Source organism: Paraburkholderia ginsengiterrae, assembly GCF_001645125.1.
In the GTDB taxonomy this organism is placed as follows: domain Bacteria; phylum Pseudomonadota; class Gammaproteobacteria; order Burkholderiales; family Burkholderiaceae; genus Paraburkholderia; species Paraburkholderia ginsengiterrae.
Genome location: NZ_LXKA01000087.1, coordinates 57819 through 79282, shown reverse-complemented (window position 1 = coordinate 79282; position 21464 = coordinate 57819). Strand labels below are relative to the sequence as shown.

The window sequence follows — 21464 nt, the reverse complement described above, 5'->3', positions numbered from 1 at the left end:
TCATGTCCGCAGTCCCATCCGCCACCGCCGATCAGCACGCCTCGCTCGAAGCACGCCTTGCGCGCTTTCCGGCGCAGCAGATCGGGCTGGCATCGCAACGCGCTGTGAGCTATCGCGAAGCCGATAGCACAAACGGCACTGCGCTGCCGCTCGTGTTGCTGCACGGTATCGGTTCGGGCGCGGCTTCGTGGGTGCAGCAGTTCGAAGTACTCGGACAGACGCGTCGTGTGCTGGCGTGGGATGCACCGGGTTACGGCGCTTCCACGCCGGTCGCGGGCGAATCCCCCGCCGCGGCCGATTACGCGGCTGTGCTGAAGGAATGGCTTGACGCGCTCGGTATCGAACGTTGTGTGCTGCTCGGCCATTCGCTCGGCGCGATCATCGCCGGCGCGTTTGCAGCGGTGAACCCGCAACGTGTGGCCGGTTTGCTGCTGCTCTCTCCGGCAGGTGGCTACGGCGCGGCATCCGCCGAGGTGCGTGCAAGCAAACGCGATCAGCGCCTCGCGATGCTGAACGAACTTGGTCCGCAAGGCCTGGCCGAACAACGCAGCAGCAATATGCTGTCAGCGCACGCGAGCGACGAAGCGCGCGCCTGGGTGCGCTGGAACATGGCGCGCGTGATCCCGCACGGCTACGCGCAAGCGACCCATCTGCTCGCCAACGCCGATCTTGCCGCTGACCTCGCGCGCTACCGGGGCCGCGTCAACGTGGCGGTCGGCGCCGACGACACCATTACATCCCCCGCGGCTTGCGAGCGACTCGCGCTGGCTGCGGACACCCCCTTGCAGGTCGTGCCTCGCGCGGGGCACGCCGGCTATATCGAAGCCCCCGCCGCGTACACCGCGATCATCGACACGTTCTGCCGCGCGAGCGACAGACAACGGAGCCAGTGAATGACGCCCGAGATCATTAACCCCGAGCGCGATGCGGACGATGGCCGCAACGACACCGGCAGCGAATCTAGCTACCGGGTGCCGGGTCTCGAACGCGGCCTGAAGATTCTCACGGAATTTTCGCCTCGTGAACCGGTTCTCGGCGCACCGGAATTGTCCAGGCGCCTGAAGATCCCGCGCACGACCGTATTCCGTCTGCTGCAAACCCTCGAATCGCTCGGCTTTCTCGAGCGCGCAGACAAGGACCGCAACTATCGTCTCGGCGTCGCGGTGCTGCGGCTCGGTTTCGAATATCTGAGCTCGCTCGAATTGACCGATCTCGGTCTGCCGATCATCGAAGCGCTGCGGTCGGAAACGGGTTTGACGAGCCACATCGTGATTCGCGACGGACGCGATGTCGTGTTCGTCGCCAAGGCACAAAGCCACGCGCCGATTTTCAGCTCGGTGAAGGTCAACGTGGGCACACGCCTGCCGGCGCATGCCACGACGCACGGTCAGGTGCTGATGGGCGACATGACGCTCGACGACCTGAAGAAGCTCTATCCCGAGCCGGAACTCGAGCGCTTCACGAAGCAGACGCCCGCCACCGTCGAAGATCTCTACGAGCGGGTGCGCGACGATGCGCGGCGCGGTTTCGCGATCAGCGAGTCGTCGTTCGAGCGCGGCATTTCGGTGGTTAGCGCACCGGTGCGCAACGACACGGGCCGCATCGTCGCTGTCATTACGACGACCATTCCGCGCCACGAGATCGATGCGTCGCTGCTCGACAGCGGCCTGATCGACAAGGTCCGCCGCGCGGCCGACGAACTATCGCAGCGGCTCAACTACCGGCCCAAAGGCGGGCCGAATGCGGGCAGCAAATACATGAAAGCACTGGGACTCCGATGATTCAAATCGACTTGACCGGGCAGGTAGCGGTAGTGACGGGCGGTTCGTCCGGCATTGGCCTCGCCACCGCCGAACTGTTTTTGCGCGCCGGCACCTCGGTCGCGATCTGCGGCCGCGACACCGAGCGGCTCGCGCAGGCGGAAGCCGCGCTGAAGGAGCAGTTCCCCGCCTCGCAATTGCTCGCGCAGCGCTGCGACGTGCTCGATGCCGACGACGTCAACGCATTCGCGCAAGCGGTGCAGACGCGCTTCGGCCGCGCCGACATGCTGGTGAACAACGCCGGCCAGGGCCGAGTGTCGACCTTCGCCGACACGACCGACGACGCCTGGCGCGAAGAACTCGAACTGAAGTATTTCAGCGTGATCCGTCCGACCCGCGCGTTTCTGCCGATGCTGCGCGACGTGGCCGGGGCCGGCCACAACGCGTCGGTGGTCTGCGTGAACTCGCTGCTCGCGCTGCAACCCGAGCCGCACATGGTGGCGACCTCGTCGGCGCGCGCCGGTGTGCAGAACCTGCTCAAGTCGCTCGCGGTGGAACTCGCGCCGCAGCGCATCCGCGTCAATTCGATTCTGATCGGCATTGTCGAATCGGGTCAGTGGCGCCGCCGTTATGCGGAGCAGGCGCAGCCGGGGCAGAGCTGGGAAGACTGGACCGCCGAACTGGCACGCAAGAAAAACATTCCGCTAGGCCGCTTCGGTCGCCCCGAAGAAGCCGCTCAAGCGCTCTTTTATCTGGCTACGACGCTGTCGTCCTACACGACGGGCAGTCATATCGATGTTTCTGGAGGCGTTGCACGACATGTCTAACAAAACCACCGTTGGCGAGCTGATCGCCGCTTTTCTCGAGCAATGCGGCGTTCAAACCGCATTTGGCGTGATCTCGATCCATAACATGCCGATCCTCGACGCGATCCACAACCGCGGCAAGATCCGCTACGTCGGCCCGCGCGGCGAAGCGGGCGCGGTGAACATGGCCGACGGCCTCGCACGCGTCTCCGGCGGCCTCGGCGTCGCGTTCACGAGCACCGGCACCGCGGCGGGCAACGCGGCGGGCGCGATGGTCGAAGCGTTGACGGCGGGCACGGCATTGCTGCACGTCACCGGCCAGATCGAAACCGAATACCTCGATCAGGACCTCGCGTATATCCACGAAGCACCGGATCAACTGTCGATGCTGTCGTCGATCTCGAAGGCCGCGTTCCGCGTGCGTTCGGTCGAAACCGCGCTGCCGACCATCCGCGAAGCCGTGCGCGTTGCGCAAACCGCGCCGAGCGGTCCGGTCAGCGTCGAGATTCCAATCGACATTCAAGCCGCTGAAATCGAATGGCCCGCCGATCTGGGCGCACCGCACGTCACCACGCTCACGCATTGCAAACAGCGCGTCGCGCAACTCGCGGACTCGCTGGCCACGGCCAAGCGTCCGCTCCTGTGGCTGGGCGGCGGCACGCGCCACGCGACCAAGGCGGTCGAGCGTCTGGTGGCGCTGGGCTTCGGCGTCGTGACGAGCGTGCAGGGCCGCGGCGTGCTGCCGGAAGATCATCCGGCCACACTCGGCGCATTCAACGTGCACGCGTCGGTCGAGAGCTTCTATAAGACGTGCGACGCGCTGCTGGTGGTGGGCTCGCGTCTGCGTGGCAATGAAACGCTGAAGTACAAGCTCGCGCTGCCGCAACCGTTGTATCGCATCGACGCCGACGCGCTCGCCGATAACCGCGGCTACCGCAACGAGATGTTCATTCACGGCGACGCATCGGCCGTTCTCGACGAACTGGCGACGCTGCTCGAAGGCCGCCTGCAGGTCGATCCGGCGTTCGCGCAGGATCTGGCCGCCGCACGCGAAATCGCGGTTGCCGATGTGGGCAAGGGCCTTGGTCCCTACAAGCGTCTCGTCGATGCGCTGCAAGAGGCGGTGGGCCGCGACTACAACTGGGTGCGCGACGTCACGATCTCGAACAGCACGTGGGGCAACCGCATGCTGAAGATTTTCTCGCCGCGCGCGGGCGTGCACGCACTCGGCGGCGGCATCGGCCAGGGCATGCAGATGGGCATCGGTGCGGCGCTCGCGGGCAGCGCGGCGAAGACCGTGTGTCTCGTCGGCGATGGCGGCCTGATGGTCAACGTCGGCGAACTCGCGACGGCCGTGCAGGAAAACGCCAACGTGATGATCGTGCTGATGAACGACCAGTGCTACGGCGTGATCCGCAACATTCAGGACGCGCACTACGGCGGCCGCCGTTGCTACGTCGATCTGCACCAGCCGGATTTCGCGCAGTTCTGCGAGAGCCTGAAGCTCACGCACTATCGCATCAAATCGCTCGACCAGGCCGAAGCGATCATCCGCGAAGGCATGGCGAAGACCGGCCCGGTGCTGGTCGAAGTCGACATGCTGTCGGTCGGCTCGTTCGCCACCGCGTTCGCGGGCCCGCCGGTCAAGGCACAGGAGCCTGAACATGCATGAACCCGGCTACGCGGGGCATCACGCACCCGTCGACGTCGCGATGATCGGCTTCGGCGCGATCGGCCAGGCGGTGTACCGCTCGGTTGCCGCCGATCCGACCGTGCGCGTGTCGCACGTGATCGTGCCGGAGCGCCACATGGCTTCGGTGCGTGAAGTAGTGGGCGGCTCGGTGGATGTGGTGGCCTCCGTGTCGGCATTGAGCAGCCAGCCGCATTTCGCGCTGGAATGCGCGGGACATAGCGCGCTGGTCGATCACGTGGTGCCGTTGCTGAAAGCCGGCACGGACTGCGCGGTGGCGTCGATCGGCGCGCTGTCCGACATGGTGCTGCTCGACACGCTCGCCGCCGCCGCCGATGAAGGCGACGCCACGCTGACGCTGCTCTCGGGCGCAATCGGCGGAGTGGACGCGCTGGCCGCGGCCAAGCTCGGCGGTCTCGACGAGGTGTTGTACACGGGCCGCAAGCCGCCTACGGGATGGCTCGGCACGCCGGCGGAACAGCTCTGCGATCTGACCACGCTGAACGAAGAGAAGGTGATTTTCGAAGGCAGCGCGCGCGAAGCGGCGCGTCTGTATCCGAAGAACGCCAACGTTGCCGCGACGATCGCGCTGGCCGGCCTCGGTCTGGACCAGACCCGGGTTCGGCTGATCGCGGACCCGAACGTGACGCGCAACGTGCACCGCATCGTGGCGCGCGGCGCATTCGGCGAGATGTCGCTGGAAATGTGCGGCAAGCCGCTGCCGGACAACCCCAAGACGTCCGCGCTGACCGCTTATAGCGCGATGCGTGCGCTGCGCAACCGCGCGGCGCGCTGTGTGATTTAAGCCAATAGCAGAAGCAAACCCGAAGCAAACCCGAAGCAAACCGGAATGACCGACATGACTCACTTCGATACCAGCCTCGTGCCCACCGGCGACATTTTCATTGGCGGCGAATGGCGGCAAGGGCGTGGCAACCCGTACAAAAGCCTGTATCCGGCGGATCAGTCGGTCAACATGGAAATCTCGACGGCCAATGCCGACGACGCCTGCGAAGCCGTGGAAGCCGCGGACATCGCCTGGCGCAAGGCCGATTGGTCGGGTCTCAAGCCGCATCAACGCGCGTTGATTCTGTACCGCATCGCCGACCTGATCATGGCGCGCCACGAAGCGCTCGCGCAATTGCAGCGCCGCGACAACGGCAAGCCGATCGGCGAAACGCGCGTGCTCGTGGCGAGCGCGGCGAACACCTTCCGCTATTTCGCCGCTTGCCTCGAAACGCTCGACGAAGAAGTCACGCCCTCGCGCGGCGATTATCTGACGATGAGCCTCTACGAGCCGATCGGTGTGATCGCCGCGATTACGCCGTGGAATTCGCCGATCGCGTCGGACGCGCAGAAGCTGGCGCCGGCTCTCGCGGGCGGCAATGCCGTGGTGCTGAAGCCGGCTGAGGTGACGCCGCTGGTGTCGCTGGCGTTGGCGCGCATCTGCGAAGAAGCCGGTGTGCCGAAGGGCGTGATCAGCGTGCTGCCGGGCAAGGGCTCGGTGATCGGCGACGTGCTGGTGCGTCATCCGCTCGTGAAGAAAGTGTCGTTCACGGGCGGCACCGAAGTGGGCCGCAACATCGCGCGCATTGCCGCGGACAAGCTGATGCCGGTTTCGCTCGAACTCGGCGGCAAGTCGCCGACCATCGTGTTCGACGACGCCGATCTCGATCACGCGGTGAACGGCGTGCTGTACGGCATTTTCAGTTCGTCGGGCGAGGCGTGCATCGCGGGTTCGCGCCTGTTCGTGCAGCGCTCGATTTACGACGCGTTCATGGCGCGTCTCGCGGAAGGCGCGCGCAAGCTGCGCGTGGGCGATCCGTCGCGCGAACAAACGCAGATGGGTCCGCTGATCACGGCGGCGCACCGCGAAACGGTCGAGCGTTATGTCGCGCTGGGTCTGGAAGAAGGCGGCCGCCTGTTGTGCGGCGGCGAGCGTCCGGTCGGAGACGGCCGCGAAGCGGGCACCTATTTCCAGCCGACGATTCTCGAAGGGCTGACCAACAACGCCCGCATCTGCCAGGAAGAAATCTTCGGCCCGGTGCTGGTGGCGATGCCGTTCGACGACGAAGCCTCGCTGCTGAAAGAAGCGAACAACAGTGTGTTCGGCCTCGCCGCCGGCATCTGGACGCGCGACTACAAGCGCGCTTACCGGATTGCCCGCGCGCTCGAAGCCGGCACCATCTGGATCAACACCTACAAGCTGTTCTCGATCTCGACGCCGTTCAGCGGCTGGAAAGAGAGCGGCATGGGACGCGAGAAAGGCCGTCTCGGCATCCGCGAATACATGCAACAGAAGAGCCTCTACTGGGGCTTGAACGACGCGCCGCTGGCGTGGGCGAACTAGGCAAGAGGCAGTTATGACGATTCTCGGCATTGAACAGATTACCTACGGCGTGACGGATCTCGCCACCTGCCGCCGCTTTTTCGCGGACTGGGGCCTGAAGGAAGTCGCACACGACGAAACGCGCGCGCGCTTCGAAACGCTGAACGGCTGCACGATTCTCGTGGTGGACGCGAACGATCCGTCTCTGCCGCCCGCGTTCGAGGAAGGCTCGACGCTGCGCGAGGTGACGTGGGGCGTCGCGACGCAAGCCGAACTCGACGCACTGCGCGGCCGCTTCAAAGGTCAGCCGGGCCACTTCGAAACCGCCGACGCGGTGGGTTGCATCGACCCGAACGGCATGGCGATTCGCGTTGAAGTGACGCGCAAGCGTGCGCTCGACGTGCACGGCTCGCCCTCGAACGTGTGGGGCCAGATGCTGCGCGTCGATCAGCCGTCGACGATCTACGAACGCGCCGAGCCCGTCGAAGTGGGTCACGTGGTGTTCTTCACGAACTGTCTCGCCGAACAGGAAAAGTTCTATCAGGATCTGCTCGGCTTCGAGATGTCCGACCGTTATCCGGGCCGTGGCGCGTTCATGCGCTGCGCGCCACACGGCGGCCATCACGACATCTTCCTGCTGGCCTTGCCCGGTGGCAAACGCGGCCTGAATCACGTGGCGTTCACCGTGCGCGACATTCACGAAGTGTTCGGCGGCGGCATGCATATCAGCCGTTGCGGCTGGGACACGCAGCTCGGGCCGGGGCGTCATCCGGTGTCGTCGGCTTACTTCTGGTACTTCCAGAACCCGGCTGGCGGCCTGATCGAGTACTACGCCGACGAAGACCAGCTCACGCCCGCCTGGCAGCCGCGCGACTTCGAGCCGGGTCCGACCGTGTTCGCCGAATGGGCGATCGACGGCGGCCTCGACGGCAATACGCGGCGCCAGAAAAACGCCAAGGCGCCCGAGGGCAAATTCATGACGGAGCGTAAAAATGACTGACGCTGCTGTTGCAAAGGCGCAAGCCGCCCATGCTGGACTCGAAGCGCCGCGCACGATCGTCGTGATCGGCGGCGGTCAGGCGGCCGGCTGGGTCGTCAAGACCTTGCGCAGGGAAGGCTTTGACGGCCGCCTCGTGATGATCGCCGACGAGGTCCACTTGCCATACGAGCGCCCGCCGCTCTCGAAGGCCGTGCTCGCAGGCGAAGCGGATATCGAAACCGTGCGGCTCGTGAAGCCCGACGACTTCGACGCGCTGAATGTCGAAGCGTGGCAGCCGGATAGCGCGACCGCGATCGACCGTGCCCAGCGCATCGTGCGCACGCAGTCGGGCCGCGAGGTGCAGTACGACCGTCTGGTGATCGCCACCGGCGGCGCGGCCCGCCGTTTGCCGGATTCCCTCGTGCAGACCTCGCACATCGCTTACCTGCGCACGCTCGACGAAGCCGTCGCGCTCGGCGAACGGTTGCGGGCGAGCAAGCGCGTGCTGGTGGTGGGCGGCGGCTGGATCGGCCTGGAGGTTGCGGCCACGGCGCGCAAGCTCGGCGTCGAGGCGACCGTGGTGGAAGGCGCGCCGCGTCTGTGCGCGCGTTCGTTGCCGCCGCTGGTGTCGCGCTTCCTGCTCGACCTGCATCGCGCGAACGGCGTGGACGTGCGCCTGAAAGCATCGCTGACGAAGCTCGAAGATCATCCCAACGACGCCAACCGGATTCGCGCCACCTTCGCGGACGGCTCGACGCTCGATGCCGACTTCGCGGTCGCCGGCATCGGTCTCACGCCGCACACGGCGCTGGCGGAAGCCGCCGGTGTAAAGGTGGACGACGGCGTGGTGGTCGATCATTTCGGCGCCACCGACGACCCGCGCATTTTCGCGTGCGGCGACGTGGCGAACCATCCAAGCGCATGGCTCAAGCGCCGCGTGCGCCTCGAATCGTGGGCCAACGCGCAGAACCAGGCGATCTCCGTGGCGAAAGCGCTGCTCGGCAACTTTGAACCGTATGCGGACATTCCGTGGTTCTGGTCCGATCAGTACGACGTGAACCTGCAGATTCTCGGCGACATTCCGGCCGATGCGCAGCTTGCAGTGCGCGGCGATCTGGCGGGCAAACGCGCCACGCTGTTCCATCTGGAAGACGACGCGATTCGCGGCGTGATCGCGATCAACACACCGCGCGAACTGAAACTGTCGCGCAAATGGATGAACCAAGGCCGGACCATCGACCTTGCCACCCTGACCGACGCCTCGACGGCGCTTGCCTAACCATATATACGGACGGCACAACGGCATGAGAACTATCGATAACACAATAGGAGACCGCAGCAGTGCCGGCGTTTCAGGCACTGAGACACGAGGCTCGATCATTGCGCGTCTGGAGCGTTTGCCCAAGAATGCGATGCAGGTGCGCGCACGCATACTGATCGGTCTAGCGACGTTCTTCGACGGCTTCGACGTGATCGCGATCGCGGCCACGCTGCCTATCCTGATCGCGAAGTGGCATCTGACGCCGTGGGAAATCGGCTTCCTGATCGGCTCCGGCTCCGTCGGGCAACTGATCGGCGCGTTCGTCTTCCCGTGGTTTGCGGAGCGCAACGGCCGCGTGAAGGCGATTGCGTTGAGTTCGGGAATCATCGGTGTCACCAGTATTGCGTGTGGTTTTGCACCGACCTTTGCGGTGTTCGTTGCCTTGCGCGTGATTCAGGGTCTCGGGCTCGGTGGCGAATTGCCGGTGGCCGCGACTTACATCAACGAGATTAGCCGTGCGCATGGCCGTGGACGTTTCGTGCTCCTGTATGAAATTGTTTTTCCGGTCGGCCTGCTTGCGTCGAATGCATTGGGCGCGTGGATCGTGCCGCGTTTCGGCTGGCAAGCCATGTACTTTATTGGCGGCATGCCGCTGATTCTGTTCTTCGTGCTGCGCAGGCTGGTGCCGGAATCGCCGCGCTGGCTCGCCGAACGCGAACGGATGGCCGATGCAGATGTTGCCGTGCATGCGTTCGAGCGTGCCGTGAAGGGGCCGTTGCCGCCGGTGGTGCATTCGGCTGAGTTCGATGCGATGGCCAATCGTCATCCGAAGCGCCGTATGGGTGACCTGTTCGGTCCGGCGTATCTGAAGCGTACGTTGGCGGTGGCGATGCTGTGGGTCACCTGCGGTTTCATTCAGTATGGTCTGTCGACCTGGCTGCCGACGATCTACCGCACGATTTATCACGCGCCGCTGCAACTCGCGCTGAATCTGGCGGTGGCCGCTTCCGTACTCGGTGTGGTGGGTTCGCTGACTTGTGCGTTGCTGGTCGACAAGGTGGGGCGTAAGCCGATTATCAATCTGTCGTTCGTGGCGTGTGCTATTTCGCTGCTGCTGGCGGGTATTTTTCACGACTCGTCGGTGTATGTGGTGGCGACGTGCTGTGCTTTCTCACTGGGTTTCCTCGCTTGCGGATTTATCACGGCTTATGTCTATACGCCGGAACTCTATCCGACCAGCATCCGCGCGATGGGTTGCGGCGTGGGCGGCGCGTGGCTGAAGGTGGCGGCGATCTTCGCGCCGGCTATCGTGTCGAAGACGATGATCGGCGGGAATCTGCAGGTGGCGTTCTATATCCTCGCGGCCGTGCCGTTTCTTGCGGCGGTGGCGGTGCACTTTCTTGGCATTGAAACCAAGGGCAAGGTGCTGGAGCAACTGGAGGCTTGAAGTTCGCCGTGGTGATGAGTTTGGTGGGCGGTTGATGTCGTAGTACCGCGATAGTAGGGAGACGAAGGGCGCACTGGGTGGTGCGCCCTTTGTTTTTACGCAATCACAACGCCTTGCGATACACCACAAACCCCGACCGGTCAGCCACCTTGTCATACAGCTTCATCGCGGTCTGATTCGTTTCATGCGTCTGCCAGTAGACGCGCTGCGAACCATCAGCCTTGGCGCGCACATACACCGCCTCGATCAACGCACGCCCCACACCTTTGCCGCGCTCGCTTTCGAGTGTGTACAGGTCTTGCAGATAGCAGGTCGGGCCCGCCATCGTCGTGTGACGGTGATACAGGAAGTGCACAAGGCCGACTATCTTGCCATTGCGTTCCGCAACAAACGCGTGCATCGGCTCATACCCGTCGAAGAAACGTTCCCACGTTATTTGCGTGATCTCGCGCGGCAACGCCGTTTCCCCCGAGCGGCCATAGAACGCGTTGTACGCATCCCAGAGCGGCAGCCACGCGTCGAAGTCGTCACGCGTGACGGAGCGGATTTGAATCGAATCGGACATACACGGTTCCTCGTTAAGTGATGGCGGCAAACGAATCGGCCACCGATGCTAAGGCTGAGTCGAGCAGGCGTAGAGCGCCGCGCTCAGCGCCTGCTCGCGGTCTGCGTTGGCGACAGTAGCCGGGCTCGCCGCGTAACTGCGCTGTGCGACACGTTCGCGCACGCAGGCATCCAGCGTGGCCCGCGCCGTTGCAGCCGGTTCGAGCGCGTAATAAGCATACGCGGCGCACGCCAGCGCCACACAGGACGTTGCCACGAGGCCATAGCCCGGCCGCGCGGCTGCGGTTCCTTGTGCATGCGTGTTCATGGCGTCGGCCTTTCTCTGTCGATAGTCGGTTGTAAAGACTCCCGAACCATCAGCATAAGAAATTTGTGGCACCATTGTTAGCTCCACAAGACGGTCAAATTTTGGAGCCACGAAATGGACTACGGTCTGTTGATGTCGAATGTCGAACGCGCTTTGGGCGGCCGCAAGCTCACGCAGCAAGACCTGCTTTACGAGAGCCTGCGCCGCGCGATTCTCGACGGCGACATTCATCACGGCAGCCGTCTCCTTGCAAGCCGCGCGCTCGCCGAGCAACTGGGCATTGCCCGCAACTCGGTTTTATACGCCTACGAGCGGCTCACGGAAGAGGGATTCATCACGGCGAGCCGCCACGGTTCAATCGTCAACATGGTGAGCGGCGCGGGTGGCGCGACATCGTCTTCGACCAGCAGGCTGCGCGAGCCCGGCAACAGCTTGTCGCGCCGCGCGACGGACCTGCCGCGGGAACGCTCCAATCCCGACGAGCCTACGCCGTTTCGGCCCGGCGTGCCCGCACTCGACGAATTCCCACTCGGCCAATGGCGGGCCTCGATGGAACGCGCGTGGCGCGCCGTCGAGCCCAACGAACTCGGCTACGGCAACAACTCGGGACACCCTGCGCTGCGCCGGTCGATTGCCGAATATGTGCGCGTCTCACGGGGCGTGCGCTGTTCGGCCGAGCAGGTGTTCATCACTGCCGGCACGCAGGCGAGTCTCGATCTGTGCGCGTGCATGCTCGCCGATCCGGGCGACAGCGTGTGGGTCGAAGATCCTGGCTATCACGGCGCGAAAGCCGCGTTCCTGGCAGCAGGGTTGCGCCTCGTGCCGATTCCCGTCGACGCCGCCGGCATGGCGCCGACGCCCGCTCACTGGCAGGAGACGCCGCCGCACCTCATGTACATCACGCCCTCGCATCAGTATCCGCTTGGCAGCGTGCTGAGCCTGGAGCGGCGCTGGTCGATCATCGAGAACGCAATGGCGCGCGGTGCGTGGATCATCGAAGACGATTACGACAGCGAGCTGCGCCACAGCGGTCCGCCGTTACCGTCGATCCAGGGGCTAGCGGAGCACACGCCGGTGATCTATCTCGGCACTTTCAGCAAAACGATGTTCCCGGCGTTGCGCATGGGCTTCATGATCGTGCCGGCGCATCTTGCCGCCCAGGTCGACGCGACGCTCAGCGAGATCGCGCGGCAAGGGCGCGTGGCCGAACAGATCGCGCTGGCCGATTTCATCGAAAGCGGAAAGTATGCGCGACATCTGCGGCGCATGCGGCGCCTCTATCAGCAACGCCGGGGCGCACTGGTGGAAGCGATCGAGCGGCACATGGGCGACCTGGTGACGATCTCGTCGGACAGCGGCGGCATGCATCTGACCGTACGGCTCGACGCGCCGCTACGCGATCAGGACGTGAGCGCCGCCACGCGCGAACACGGCTTGTATATCTCTGCGCTGAGCGCGTTCTGCCATCACCCGGCGCGAGACACCGCGCGCTACAACGGTTTCATGCTTGGCTATGCGGGCATCAAACCGCAAGACGCCGATGCTCTGGTGGCGCGCCTCGCAACGATCGTGCGTGACCTCGCCAGCAGGGCCTGCCGTTCCTGATACCCAGTGTTGTGCGTGCCGTATGAAGTCAGTCGCTCAAGCGATCCGTTGCATGACGCATTTACCCGTCTATGTCGAATGCATGGTCTAGGATTTTTTTAGAAATTATTTTTGAAATGTGTTAAAAAACCTTCCGCTACCTCAGCTTGACACGTAGCCTTCACGCGGTGCTGGCAGACTGGGGTCAACGAATGGCGTGCGATAGATGTTGACGCAACGCTTTCGAATTTACCTATAAGAAATATTACGAGGCATCGAACGCTCGATTGAAACTCGCCTGAACTCAGGCGCGTGACCTGGAGAGCCGGCACGTATCACACAAGGTGTGCGTGCTTCGATGCAGAAGCGGCTGTGGGGGATCTGACTTGACCTGCAAGGGCGAGTCGCATGGGCCTGATCTTCCGGCAGTACGGCCGCAAGGCGTCCGCGTTGGCGGGCGCGGTATCGGTACGCACCTGCTTAGTGCAAGTGCTTGCGAATACGCCATGCCCATCGAAAAACTCCTTGTTCCGCTACCCGCGGGCCTGAAAGTCTACGTTGAACGTCACGTATTCAATCCGGCCTTCGAGAGTGTCATTCTGATCAATGGCGCACTGGCTACCACTGCGTCGTTCGGCCAGACGATCAAATACCTCGGCGAACGCTACAACCCAATCTGTTTCGATTTGCCTTATGCAGGGCAATCGAAAGCTCATAACGTTTGCGATTTCATCCTCACCAAAGACGATGAAGTCGACATCCTGTTGCATCTGATCGGCGTATTCGAGCCGAGCTTCCTGTTGTCGGTATCGTGGGGCGGGGTCGCGTCGCTGCTGGCGTTGTCGCGTGCGCGCACCAGCGTCAAGCGCGCTGTGATTGCGTCGTTCTCGCCGCGGCTCAACGAACCGATGACCGCGTACGTGACCGCCGCGCGCGACCATATCGCCGCGGGCGAAAACCTCAAAGCCGCGCAACTGCTCAACGATACCGTGGGCCGTCATCTGCCGCGCATCATGAAGCTCTACAACTACCGCTATCTGTCGACGCTGCCGCGCGACGAGCAGGAGCAGGTGGCGTTTCACGTCGACCAGATTCTGTCGATACGTCCGGAAGATTATCTGCACGAGTTCCGCAACATCGACTGCGGGCTGAAGTTCCTCAACGGCGAACTCGACGAATACACCACACCCGATGACGCCCGCTCGTTGAGCGCGCATCTGAAGCGCGCGGAGTTCGCCACGATCGAGCAGGCCGGTCACTTTCTTGACCTCGAAGGGCGCCCCGCCTTGCGCCAGGTTCGCACGGCCATTCTCGATTACTTCGGCCCCTCGCCGGCGCAGGCTTCGGGCCGGGCGCTCGACTGCCTCGACGCGCTGACGGCGCGTTCGCCCAGCTTGCCGCTCGCGCCGCGAGCCATCGTGGACGCCGCATTGCAGTCCGCTGCCGATCACTCGTTCCAACAGGCCGAACTACCGTGAATATCGCTCAGAGTATCGCCATCGTTGTACCGTGGACCCTTTGGCTGTTGTATTGGGTCGCGACGTCGAACCAGGTTAAGGAGACCGCGCGCAAAGAAGCGTCTGTCTCGCGCACGTTGCAGTCGATTCCGTTGATCGCCGGCGGTGCGCTGATCATCTTGCCGGATGCACAAGCAGCGGCATGGTCTTTCGATCTGCACACGATTGGGCCGCTGCAACTCGCGGGCCTCGCCGTGCTGCTGGCCGGCCTCGCGTTTTCGGTGTGGGCACGGCTGCATCTCGGCACGAACTGGAGCGTCTCGGTAACGCTGAAAGAAGGACATGAACTGGTGCGCAGCGGCCCGTATGGGCTCGTACGGCATCCTATTTATACCGGTTGCCTGCTGGCGCTCGCGGGTGCCGTGCTGATCGGCGCGGAGTGGCGCGGCGTGGCTGGGCTGCTGATGATTTTTGCGTCGCTTGCGTATAAGGTTCGCGTGGAGGAAAGCTGGTTGACCGGCTACTTTGGCGGAGCCTATGCGCAGTATCGGCGCGATGTCGCTGCGCTGATTCCCGGCGTCTTCTGAAGCGGGCGCCATGACCAGAGTCATCATTACCGCGATCGGTTCGGCGGGCGACGTGCATCCGCTCCTAGGCATCGGCGCGGCACTGGCCGCACGCGGGCACGAGATCGTGTTCTGCACGCATCCGCCGTTCGCGGAGGCCGCCCGGAGACAGGGGTTCACCTTCGTGCCGATCGGCACGGCCGAAGAGTATGCAGCGGCGATGGCGAATCCGGCGCTATGGCATCCGCGCACGTCGTTTCGAACCTTGTGGGCGGTGATCGCGCCGACGCTACGGCCGCATTTCGATACGCTTGCCGCGTTGACGGATGACGATACGGTGCTGGTGGGCACGTTGTGGGCTTTTTCCGCGCGGCTGATGCAGGAGCTGTATCGCGTGCCGTTCGTGTCGGTTCAGGTGTCGCCATCCACGTTGCTGTCCGCGCACGCCCCGCCTACTCATCCGAGGCTTACCATCCCGCGCGGTTTGCCGCTTGCCGTGAAGGTGGCGCTGATGCGGCTGATCGAGCGGTATGCGCTCGACAAGGTCTGCGGCCCGGCGCTTAACGCGCTGCGTGGGGAGCTCGGCCTCGCGCCGGCGAAGCGCATTTTCGGCCAGTGGCTGCATTCGACCGATGGGGTGCTCTGCCTCTTTCCCGAATGGTTCGCGCAACCGCAGCCGGATTGGCCGGCGCCATACCGCGCGAGCGGATTTCCGCTCTTTAACGACACCAGCGCGCAAGCCATCGACGCGGGACTCGACGCGTTCCTCGACAGCGGTGAGCGGCCTGTGGTGTTCACGGCGGGTTCGACGCTGGTCGATCACGCGAAGTATGAAGCGGCGGTGCGCGCGGCGCCGCTGGAGCGCGGCCTGCGCGGCATTCTCCTGACGCCGGATGCACCGTCTGCTGAAGCGAGCACGCCGCAGGCGGACGCGCAATTCGCGCTGCTCAAGCGCCGCTATGTTCCCCTCCAGGCGCTGTTGCCGCGCTGCCGGGCGCTGGTGCATCACGGCGGGATCGGCACGGCAGCGCTTGCCTACGAGGCCGGTATTCCGCAAGTCGTGACGCCGTTTGCGCACGACCAGTTCGATAACGCGCAGCGCGTCGCCGCCAGCGGCTGCGGGGTCCGGCTCGACGATCCTCTGCAGCCGCGAGCGTTGGCGCGCGCGCTGGGTCACGTACTTGGCAACCCGTCGATTGCGCTCCAGTGCGTGCGCATGCAGGACAGGCTGGCGGCGTCGCCGGATGGCTGCGAGGCGGCTGCGCGTTATATCGAAGGGTTCATGCCGGGCGGCGTGCGAGAGCAATACGTCACTCACCAGCCCGTGTCCAAGCTGCTGCCCGCGTTGGCAAACAGCGGGCAACGCGCATGAGCGCCACAACGCCGCTGGCGGGCGGCGCCGCGATGGAGCCGGACGCACATCGCGGCGCGCGCAACTTGCGCGGCGCGCGGCTCGCATTGCTGACGTTCGCACTGTCGCTGGCCACGTTTATCGAAGTGCTGGATTCGACGGTGACGAACGTCGCGGTGCCGGCCATTTCCGGCGGTCTGGGCGTGTCCAATAGCCAGGGCACGTGGGTCATCAGTTCGTATTCCGTGGCCGCGGCCATCGCCGTGCCGTTGACGGGCTGGCTATCGCTGCGCCTTGGCGAGACGCGGCTCTTCCTCGGCGCGGTGATTCTTTTCACATTGACGTCGCTGCTGTGCGGCGTGGCGGGCGACTTTCACGTGCTGGTGGTGTGCCGCGCGTTGCAAGGCCTATTCTCCGGTCCGATGGTGCCGCTCTCGCAAACCATCCTGCTGCGCACCTTTCCACCGGACAAGCGCGTGGTGGCACTCGCATTGTGGGCGATGACGGTGCTGCTCGCGCCGATCTTCGGGCCGGTGGTCGGCGGCTGGATCATCGACAATTTTTCGTGGCCGTGGATCTTCCTGATCAATCTGCCGATCGGCATCTTTTCGTTTGCGGTGTGCATGACGCTGTTGCGTCGCGAAGCACCCAACCGCAAGGCCGCGCCGATCGATCTGCCGGGCATCGTGCTGCTGGTCGTGGGTGTCGGGTCGCTGCAGGCCGTGCTCGACCTCGGCCACGACCGCGGCTGGTTCGATTCGCCGCTAATTCTGATACTGGCGATTGTGGCAGTGCTGGCGATCGCGTCGCTGCTGATCTGGGAGGCGGGCGAGCGTCATCCGGTGATCGATTTGAGCCTGTTCCGCGATCGCACATTTTCGTTCTGTGTGCTGATCATTTCGCTTGGCATGATGAGCTTCTCGGTGGTCGGCGTGATCTTTCCACTGTGGCTGCAAGCCGTGATGGGCTACACCGCCTACCAGGCCGGACTCGCCACGGCGCCGCTCGGCGTGCTCGCGCTGGTGTTCTCGATTCTGGTCGGCATTCATGCGGCGCGGTTCGACGCGCGCGTACTCGCCACGTTCGGCTTTCTCGTGTTCGCCGCCGTGCTGTGGTGGGACGCGCACTTCACGCTGACCATGACGTTCACGCAGATCATCACGCCGGGTCTGATCCAGGGTATCGGCTTGCCATGCTTCTTTATTCCGCTGACGGCCGCCACGCTGTCGCGCGTGTCCGACGACAAGCTCGCGGCGGCGTCCAGCCTGTCGAACTTCCTGCGCACGCTCTCGGCGGCGTTCGGCACGGCGATGAGCGTCACGCTGTGGGACAACCGCGCGCTGTATCACTACGACGTCGTCGCGCAGTCGGTGACGGCGTCGTCCGGCAACACGCAGCGCTTCGTGCAGGGTTTGCATGGCATGGGCATCGACGGCGTGCGCGAAGTCAGCACGTTGCACCATATCGTGCAGCAGCAGGCGTACATGATGGCGACCGGCGACATGTTCCAGATGGCCAGCATGACCTGCCTCGTGCTCGCCGCCATGATGTGGCTGACCCGCCCGAAGCGCGGCGCGGCGATGACCTTGGGTCACTGAGGAGCACCTATGACGATTCTGGGCGCATTGATCATTCTGTTTCATCCGAGCGAAGAGCAGGTTGCGCGAGCCGTGGCAATGCAGTCTGCGTGCGACCGTCTGCTGGTGGTCGACAACTCGCCGTTGCCGGACGCACGCGCGGCGGCGATGCTGAGCGACGCGGGCGTGGCGCTGTTGCACTACGGCAATCGCCACGGCATTGCAGGCGCATTCAATCACGGCCTGAGCGCGCTGTTCGAGCAGCACGTGGATGCGGTGACCCTGTTCGATCAGGATTCCGAGGTGCCTGAAGGCTACTTCGCGGTGATGCGCGACCGGTGTGCGTCGATGAGTGGCCAGGCGTTCATGGCCGGGCCGCGTATCTTCGACGAAAACGATCAGCGTTTCCTGCCGGAGCTGACCACGAGCGGGCTATCGGTCGGGCGCCTGCAGGTCGAGCCAGGCGCGGCGCTGCAACGCTGCGCGTTTCTTATCTCGTCGGGCTGCGTGATTTCCCGCGAAGCGTTCGCGCGGCTGGGCCGCTTCGACGAGACGCTTTTCATCGACCACGTCGACACCGAGTACTGCCTGCGCGCATTGCTGTGCAATGTGCCGTTGTACGTGGTGCCGTCGCTGGTGCTGTCGCATCGGATCGGTGCGCGGCGCCGTCACAAATGGGGTTCCTTCGAGTTGACCACGATGAATCATGCCGGGTTCCGGCGCTACTACAGCGCGCGCAACGCGATGCAGCTGGCGCTGCAATATGGACTGCGTTTGCCGGTCGCCGTCGTGCCGAACGTGCTGACGCTCTGGCAGATCGTCCAGATCGTGCTGCTGGAGCAGGGCAAGCTGGCCAAACTGACCGCCATCGCACTCGGAGTTTGGGATGGGCTGTTCGGCCGGATGGGGCCGCTCGCGCAGACGCGTCCGCGGCTGGCCGCTCAGGCGGCGCGCAGCACGGTGGTCGCGTCGCCCGCGCGAGACGGCGTCATGCATCGCAGCCACCACTCGTGATCCGCCCCATGCAATCTGTCACGAAACGCGTACTACCGCTTCTGCTGGCCGCGTCGGCGCTGACCGGCTGCGTCAGCGACGGCGGCCTGCATGCGAATGTCAAACCGCTCGAACCGTCCGCCGATGCGCTTGCGCAAACCGTCGGCCGAGGCGCGAATGGCGCATGGCCCGCGCCCGATTGGGTCAAGCAGTATCGCGATCCGCAACTGGACGAACTGGTCGCCGAGGCGTTGCAGAACAATCCCGATTTGCAGATCGCCAAGGCTAGAGTGGGCGCCGCGCAGGCGCAACTCGAACAGTTCGGCTCACTGACTGGTCTTACGGGCACGGCGGGGGCGACCGTCAGCAAGACGCGTCTGCCGCAACCGGACAACATCGCCAACGTCGAGGTGGGCGGGCAGCATATCCCCGTGCAGTTGTTCAACGATCCCACGGTCTCGCCCGCGGCATTGTTCGCAGGCCTGAGTTATCAACTCGACCTGTGGGGCAAAAATGCGGCGCTGACGCGCGGCGTGCTGTCCACGCGGGACGCGGCGCGGATCGATGCGGAGCAGGCCCGCCTTACGCTGACTGTCGCGCTGGTGACGCTTTATTGCGAGCTCGACCGCGCCTTCGCGATGCAGGACATTCTGCTGCAGAAGCAGCAAGCCGCGGATAAGGTCGATGCCGTGCTGCGCGAGCGCGGCGCGCGAGGCATCGACAATTCCTACGATGCAGCCGACGCCTCGCTCAAGCGCAGCCGCCTCGCCTCGCAGCAGGCGCTCAACGACGAACGCATCACGCTGACCGAGCTGCAGCTCGGTGTGCTGACGGGGCGCGGCGCGGAGCGGGGTTTGTCGATTCGCCGTCCGCAGCTCGCCGCGACGGCCGACGCACCGATGCCGGCCCAACTTCCGGTCGATCTGCTGGGCCGGCGGCCCGATATCGTCGCGGCACGCCTGCGGGCGGAAGCCGCGCTGGCCAACATCGACGCGACACGCGCACAGTTTTATCCCGATGTGAATCTGGTGGCGTTCGCCGGCCTGACCGCCTTGACGCCCGGCGCGCTCTTCACGCGCGCCGCGATGACCGGCTCGATCGGACCGGCGATTTCGTTGCCGGTGTTCGACCGAACCCGGTTGCGCGCGCAACTGGGTGGCGATTTCGCCAACGCCGACGCGGCGATAAGCCTGTACAACAAGACGGTCGACGAAGCACTCGGCGAAGTGGCGCGCCAGCTCACGTCGCTACGCACGGTCGACAGGCTCGCCACCGAGCAGACCCGCGCGGTGGCGGCAGCCACGCACATTGTCGCGATTGCCGAGGAGCGCCATCGGCGTGGCATTGGCATGGAGAAAGACGTGACGCTGGCCGATTTGTCGTTGCTCGATGCACGCGCGCAGCAGGTCGATCTGCAGGGCCGCCGCCGCATGTTGCAGGTCGGGCTGGTCGGCGCGCTGGGTGGCGGCTTCGACGAACGCAAGGTACCTGGTGCACCGATCTCTCATGCTCAGCAGGGCTTTCTCTCTCACGCACGCGTTACGGATACTCACTTCGATTGAATGCACAACGATAAACAGGCACAGCAGGCCGCCGGGTGGACGCCGGACGAGGCCGCGAACCAGGCAACTACCGCGAGCGGCGCGCAGGACCCCAGGCGGGCGACGCGCCGGCGCCGGATCGCCGTCTTCTTCGGCGTGGTCGCGCTCGCCGGCGTGGCGTGGCTGACCTATTGGAGTCTGAGCGCGCGATTCTACGAAGAGACCGACGATGCGTACGTCGCCGGCAATATCGTGCAGATCGCCGCGCAGATTCCCGGCACCGTCACCGATATTCTGGTGGACAACACGCGCCAGGTGCGCGCCGGCCAGACGCTCGTCAAACTCGACGATACGGAAGCGGCGGCCGCGTTCGCTCAGGCGAAAGCGCAATTGACGCTGGCGGTGCGTCAAGTCGCGAACGCGACCATCTCACGCAAGCTTTATGTGCAATCGATCGACGCGCGTCGCGCCGAACTTGCACTGGCGCAACGCGCGCTGGCAGCGCGCGACCATGCCTCGGTCGAAGTCGTGTCGCCGGAAGAACTGGCGCGCGCACGTGAGGCGGTGGCAGTGGCGCAAGCGAATCTCGCGTCCGCGCAGGTTCAGCTCGACGCCGCGAAGGCGCTCGGCGGCAAGTTCCCGATCGAGGCCAGCCCCCCCGTGCTGCAAGCCGCCGCGCAACTGCGGCTCGCTTACCGGAACCTGCAACGCGCGACGATCGTGTCGCCCGTTGACGGCACCGTCGGGCAACGCTCAGTGCAGATCGGCCAGCAGGTCGGTCCGGGACTCGCGCTGATGTCGATCATTCCGCTCGAGCGTCTGTGGGTGGAGGCCAACTTCAAGGAAGGGCAGATCCGCAGCATGCGCGTGGGGCAGCCGGTGCGGATCGTGTCGGACGTGTACGGGTCGCAGGTGGTGTATCGCGGCCGCGTCGAAGGATTTTCCGCGGGCACCGGCAGCGCGTTCTCGATGCTGCCTTCGCAAAATGCGGCGGGCAACTGGATCAAGGTCGTGCAGCGCGTGCCGATCGTGATTTCGCTCGATGCAGGGGACCTCGCCGCTCATCCGCTGCGGCTCGGGCTGTCGATGCAGGTGTCAGTGGATACGCACGTGCGCAGCGGTCACCTGATCGGCAACGACACAGCGGCGCCCGTGCAAAGCACGCGCGTGCATGACAACGTTTCAGGCGAGGCCGACGCCTTGATCGCGAAGATCATCCGCGAAAACAGCGACCGCGGCAGCGACAGTTAGG

At 64.6% G+C, this 21464-nt stretch carries 19 protein-coding genes; 17 read left to right on the top strand and 2 right to left on the bottom strand.

The window, feature by feature from the left end; genetic code table 11:
• Positions 1–2 precede the first annotated feature (2 nt).
• From A6V37_RS06495 to A6V37_RS06455, 9 genes are read left to right on the top strand one after another with little or no spacing between them, the layout of a single operon-like run.
• Positions 3–893, top strand: a complete 891-nt coding sequence (locus tag A6V37_RS06495) for an alpha/beta fold hydrolase (RefSeq protein WP_064271221.1) — start codon at positions 3–5, stop codon at positions 891–893.
• The gene (locus A6V37_RS06490) at positions 894–1781 is read left to right on the top strand and encodes an IclR family transcriptional regulator (RefSeq protein ID WP_064271222.1); all 888 of its coding nucleotides are present in this window, start codon (positions 894–896) and stop codon (positions 1779–1781) included.
• Complete coding sequence (locus A6V37_RS06485; RefSeq protein ID WP_064271223.1) at positions 1778–2587, top strand: SDR family oxidoreductase; 810 nt, start codon at positions 1778–1780, stop codon at positions 2585–2587. The genes A6V37_RS06490 and A6V37_RS06485 overlap by 4 nt, the downstream gene beginning before the upstream one ends.
• Positions 2580–4238: a thiamine pyrophosphate-binding protein gene (locus A6V37_RS06480; RefSeq protein WP_064285865.1), complete on the top strand. Its 1659-nt coding sequence runs from the start codon at positions 2580–2582 to the stop codon at positions 4236–4238. The genes A6V37_RS06485 and A6V37_RS06480 overlap by 8 nt, the downstream gene beginning before the upstream one ends.
• Positions 4231–5061, top strand: a complete 831-nt coding sequence (locus tag A6V37_RS06475) for an aspartate dehydrogenase (RefSeq protein WP_064271225.1) — start codon at positions 4231–4233, stop codon at positions 5059–5061. The genes A6V37_RS06480 and A6V37_RS06475 overlap by 8 nt, the downstream gene beginning before the upstream one ends.
• Before the next feature lie 54 nt (positions 5062–5115).
• Complete coding sequence (locus A6V37_RS06470) at positions 5116–6606, top strand: aldehyde dehydrogenase (protein ID WP_064271299.1); 1491 nt, start codon at positions 5116–5118, stop codon at positions 6604–6606.
• Between the two features lie 13 nt (positions 6607–6619).
• Positions 6620–7585 (top strand): VOC family protein, encoded by a 966-nt coding sequence (locus A6V37_RS06465; protein ID WP_064271226.1) that lies wholly within the window; start codon positions 6620–6622, stop codon positions 7583–7585.
• Complete coding sequence (locus A6V37_RS06460; RefSeq protein ID WP_064271227.1) at positions 7578–8843, top strand: NAD(P)/FAD-dependent oxidoreductase; 1266 nt, start codon at positions 7578–7580, stop codon at positions 8841–8843. Before A6V37_RS06465 ends, A6V37_RS06460 begins: the two co-directional genes overlap by 8 nt.
• A 25-nt stretch (positions 8844–8868) precedes the next feature.
• Positions 8869–10272 (top strand): MFS transporter, encoded by a 1404-nt coding sequence (locus tag A6V37_RS06455; protein WP_064271228.1) that lies wholly within the window; start codon positions 8869–8871, stop codon positions 10270–10272.
• Positions 10273–10375: 103 nt separating this feature from the next.
• Here the strand turns inward: A6V37_RS06455 and A6V37_RS06450 are convergent, their stop codons facing one another.
• Positions 10376–10837, bottom strand: coding sequence for a GNAT family N-acetyltransferase (locus A6V37_RS06450; RefSeq protein ID WP_064271229.1), 462 nt, complete (start codon positions 10835–10837; stop codon positions 10376–10378).
• A gap of 48 nt (positions 10838–10885) precedes the next feature.
• Positions 10886–11143, bottom strand: coding sequence for a hypothetical protein (locus A6V37_RS06445; RefSeq protein WP_064271230.1), 258 nt, complete (start codon positions 11141–11143; stop codon positions 10886–10888).
• 114 nt (positions 11144–11257) lie between these two features.
• Between A6V37_RS06445 and pdxR the strand changes: the two genes are divergently transcribed.
• From pdxR to A6V37_RS40465, 8 genes are all read left to right on the top strand, one after another.
• Positions 11258–12748 carry a MocR-like pyridoxine biosynthesis transcription factor PdxR gene (pdxR, locus tag A6V37_RS06440; RefSeq protein WP_064271231.1) on the top strand — a complete coding sequence of 497 codons (1491 nt, stop codon included), beginning with the start codon at positions 11258–11260 and terminating at the stop codon, positions 12746–12748.
• A 485-nt stretch (positions 12749–13233) separates the two neighbouring features.
• Entirely contained in the window at positions 13234–14205 is a 972-nt protein-coding gene (locus tag A6V37_RS06435; protein WP_082902877.1) for an alpha/beta fold hydrolase, read from the top strand.
• A complete protein-coding gene (locus A6V37_RS06430) occupies positions 14202–14771 on the top strand; it encodes a methyltransferase family protein (RefSeq protein ID WP_064271232.1) in 570 nt (189 codons plus the stop codon). The genes A6V37_RS06435 and A6V37_RS06430 overlap by 4 nt, the downstream gene beginning before the upstream one ends.
• 10 nt (positions 14772–14781) lie before the next feature.
• Positions 14782–16122: a glycosyltransferase gene (locus A6V37_RS06425; RefSeq protein ID WP_082904844.1), complete on the top strand. Its 1341-nt coding sequence runs from the start codon at positions 14782–14784 to the stop codon at positions 16120–16122.
• Complete coding sequence (locus A6V37_RS06420) at positions 16119–17699, top strand: DHA2 family efflux MFS transporter permease subunit (RefSeq protein WP_064271233.1); 1581 nt, start codon at positions 16119–16121, stop codon at positions 17697–17699. Before A6V37_RS06425 ends, A6V37_RS06420 begins: the two co-directional genes overlap by 4 nt.
• Before the next feature lie 9 nt (positions 17700–17708).
• The gene (locus A6V37_RS06415) at positions 17709–18692 is read left to right on the top strand and encodes a glycosyltransferase family 2 protein (protein ID WP_064271234.1); all 984 of its coding nucleotides are present in this window, start codon (positions 17709–17711) and stop codon (positions 18690–18692) included.
• A gap of 8 nt (positions 18693–18700) precedes the next feature.
• Positions 18701–20233, top strand: coding sequence for an efflux transporter outer membrane subunit (locus A6V37_RS40470; RefSeq protein WP_064285864.1), 1533 nt, complete (start codon positions 18701–18703; stop codon positions 20231–20233).
• The gene (locus A6V37_RS40465; RefSeq protein WP_064285863.1) at positions 20234–21463 is read left to right on the top strand and encodes an HlyD/EmrA/EmrK family protein; all 1230 of its coding nucleotides are present in this window, start codon (positions 20234–20236) and stop codon (positions 21461–21463) included. It begins immediately after the preceding gene.
• Position 21464: the final 1 nt, after the last annotated feature.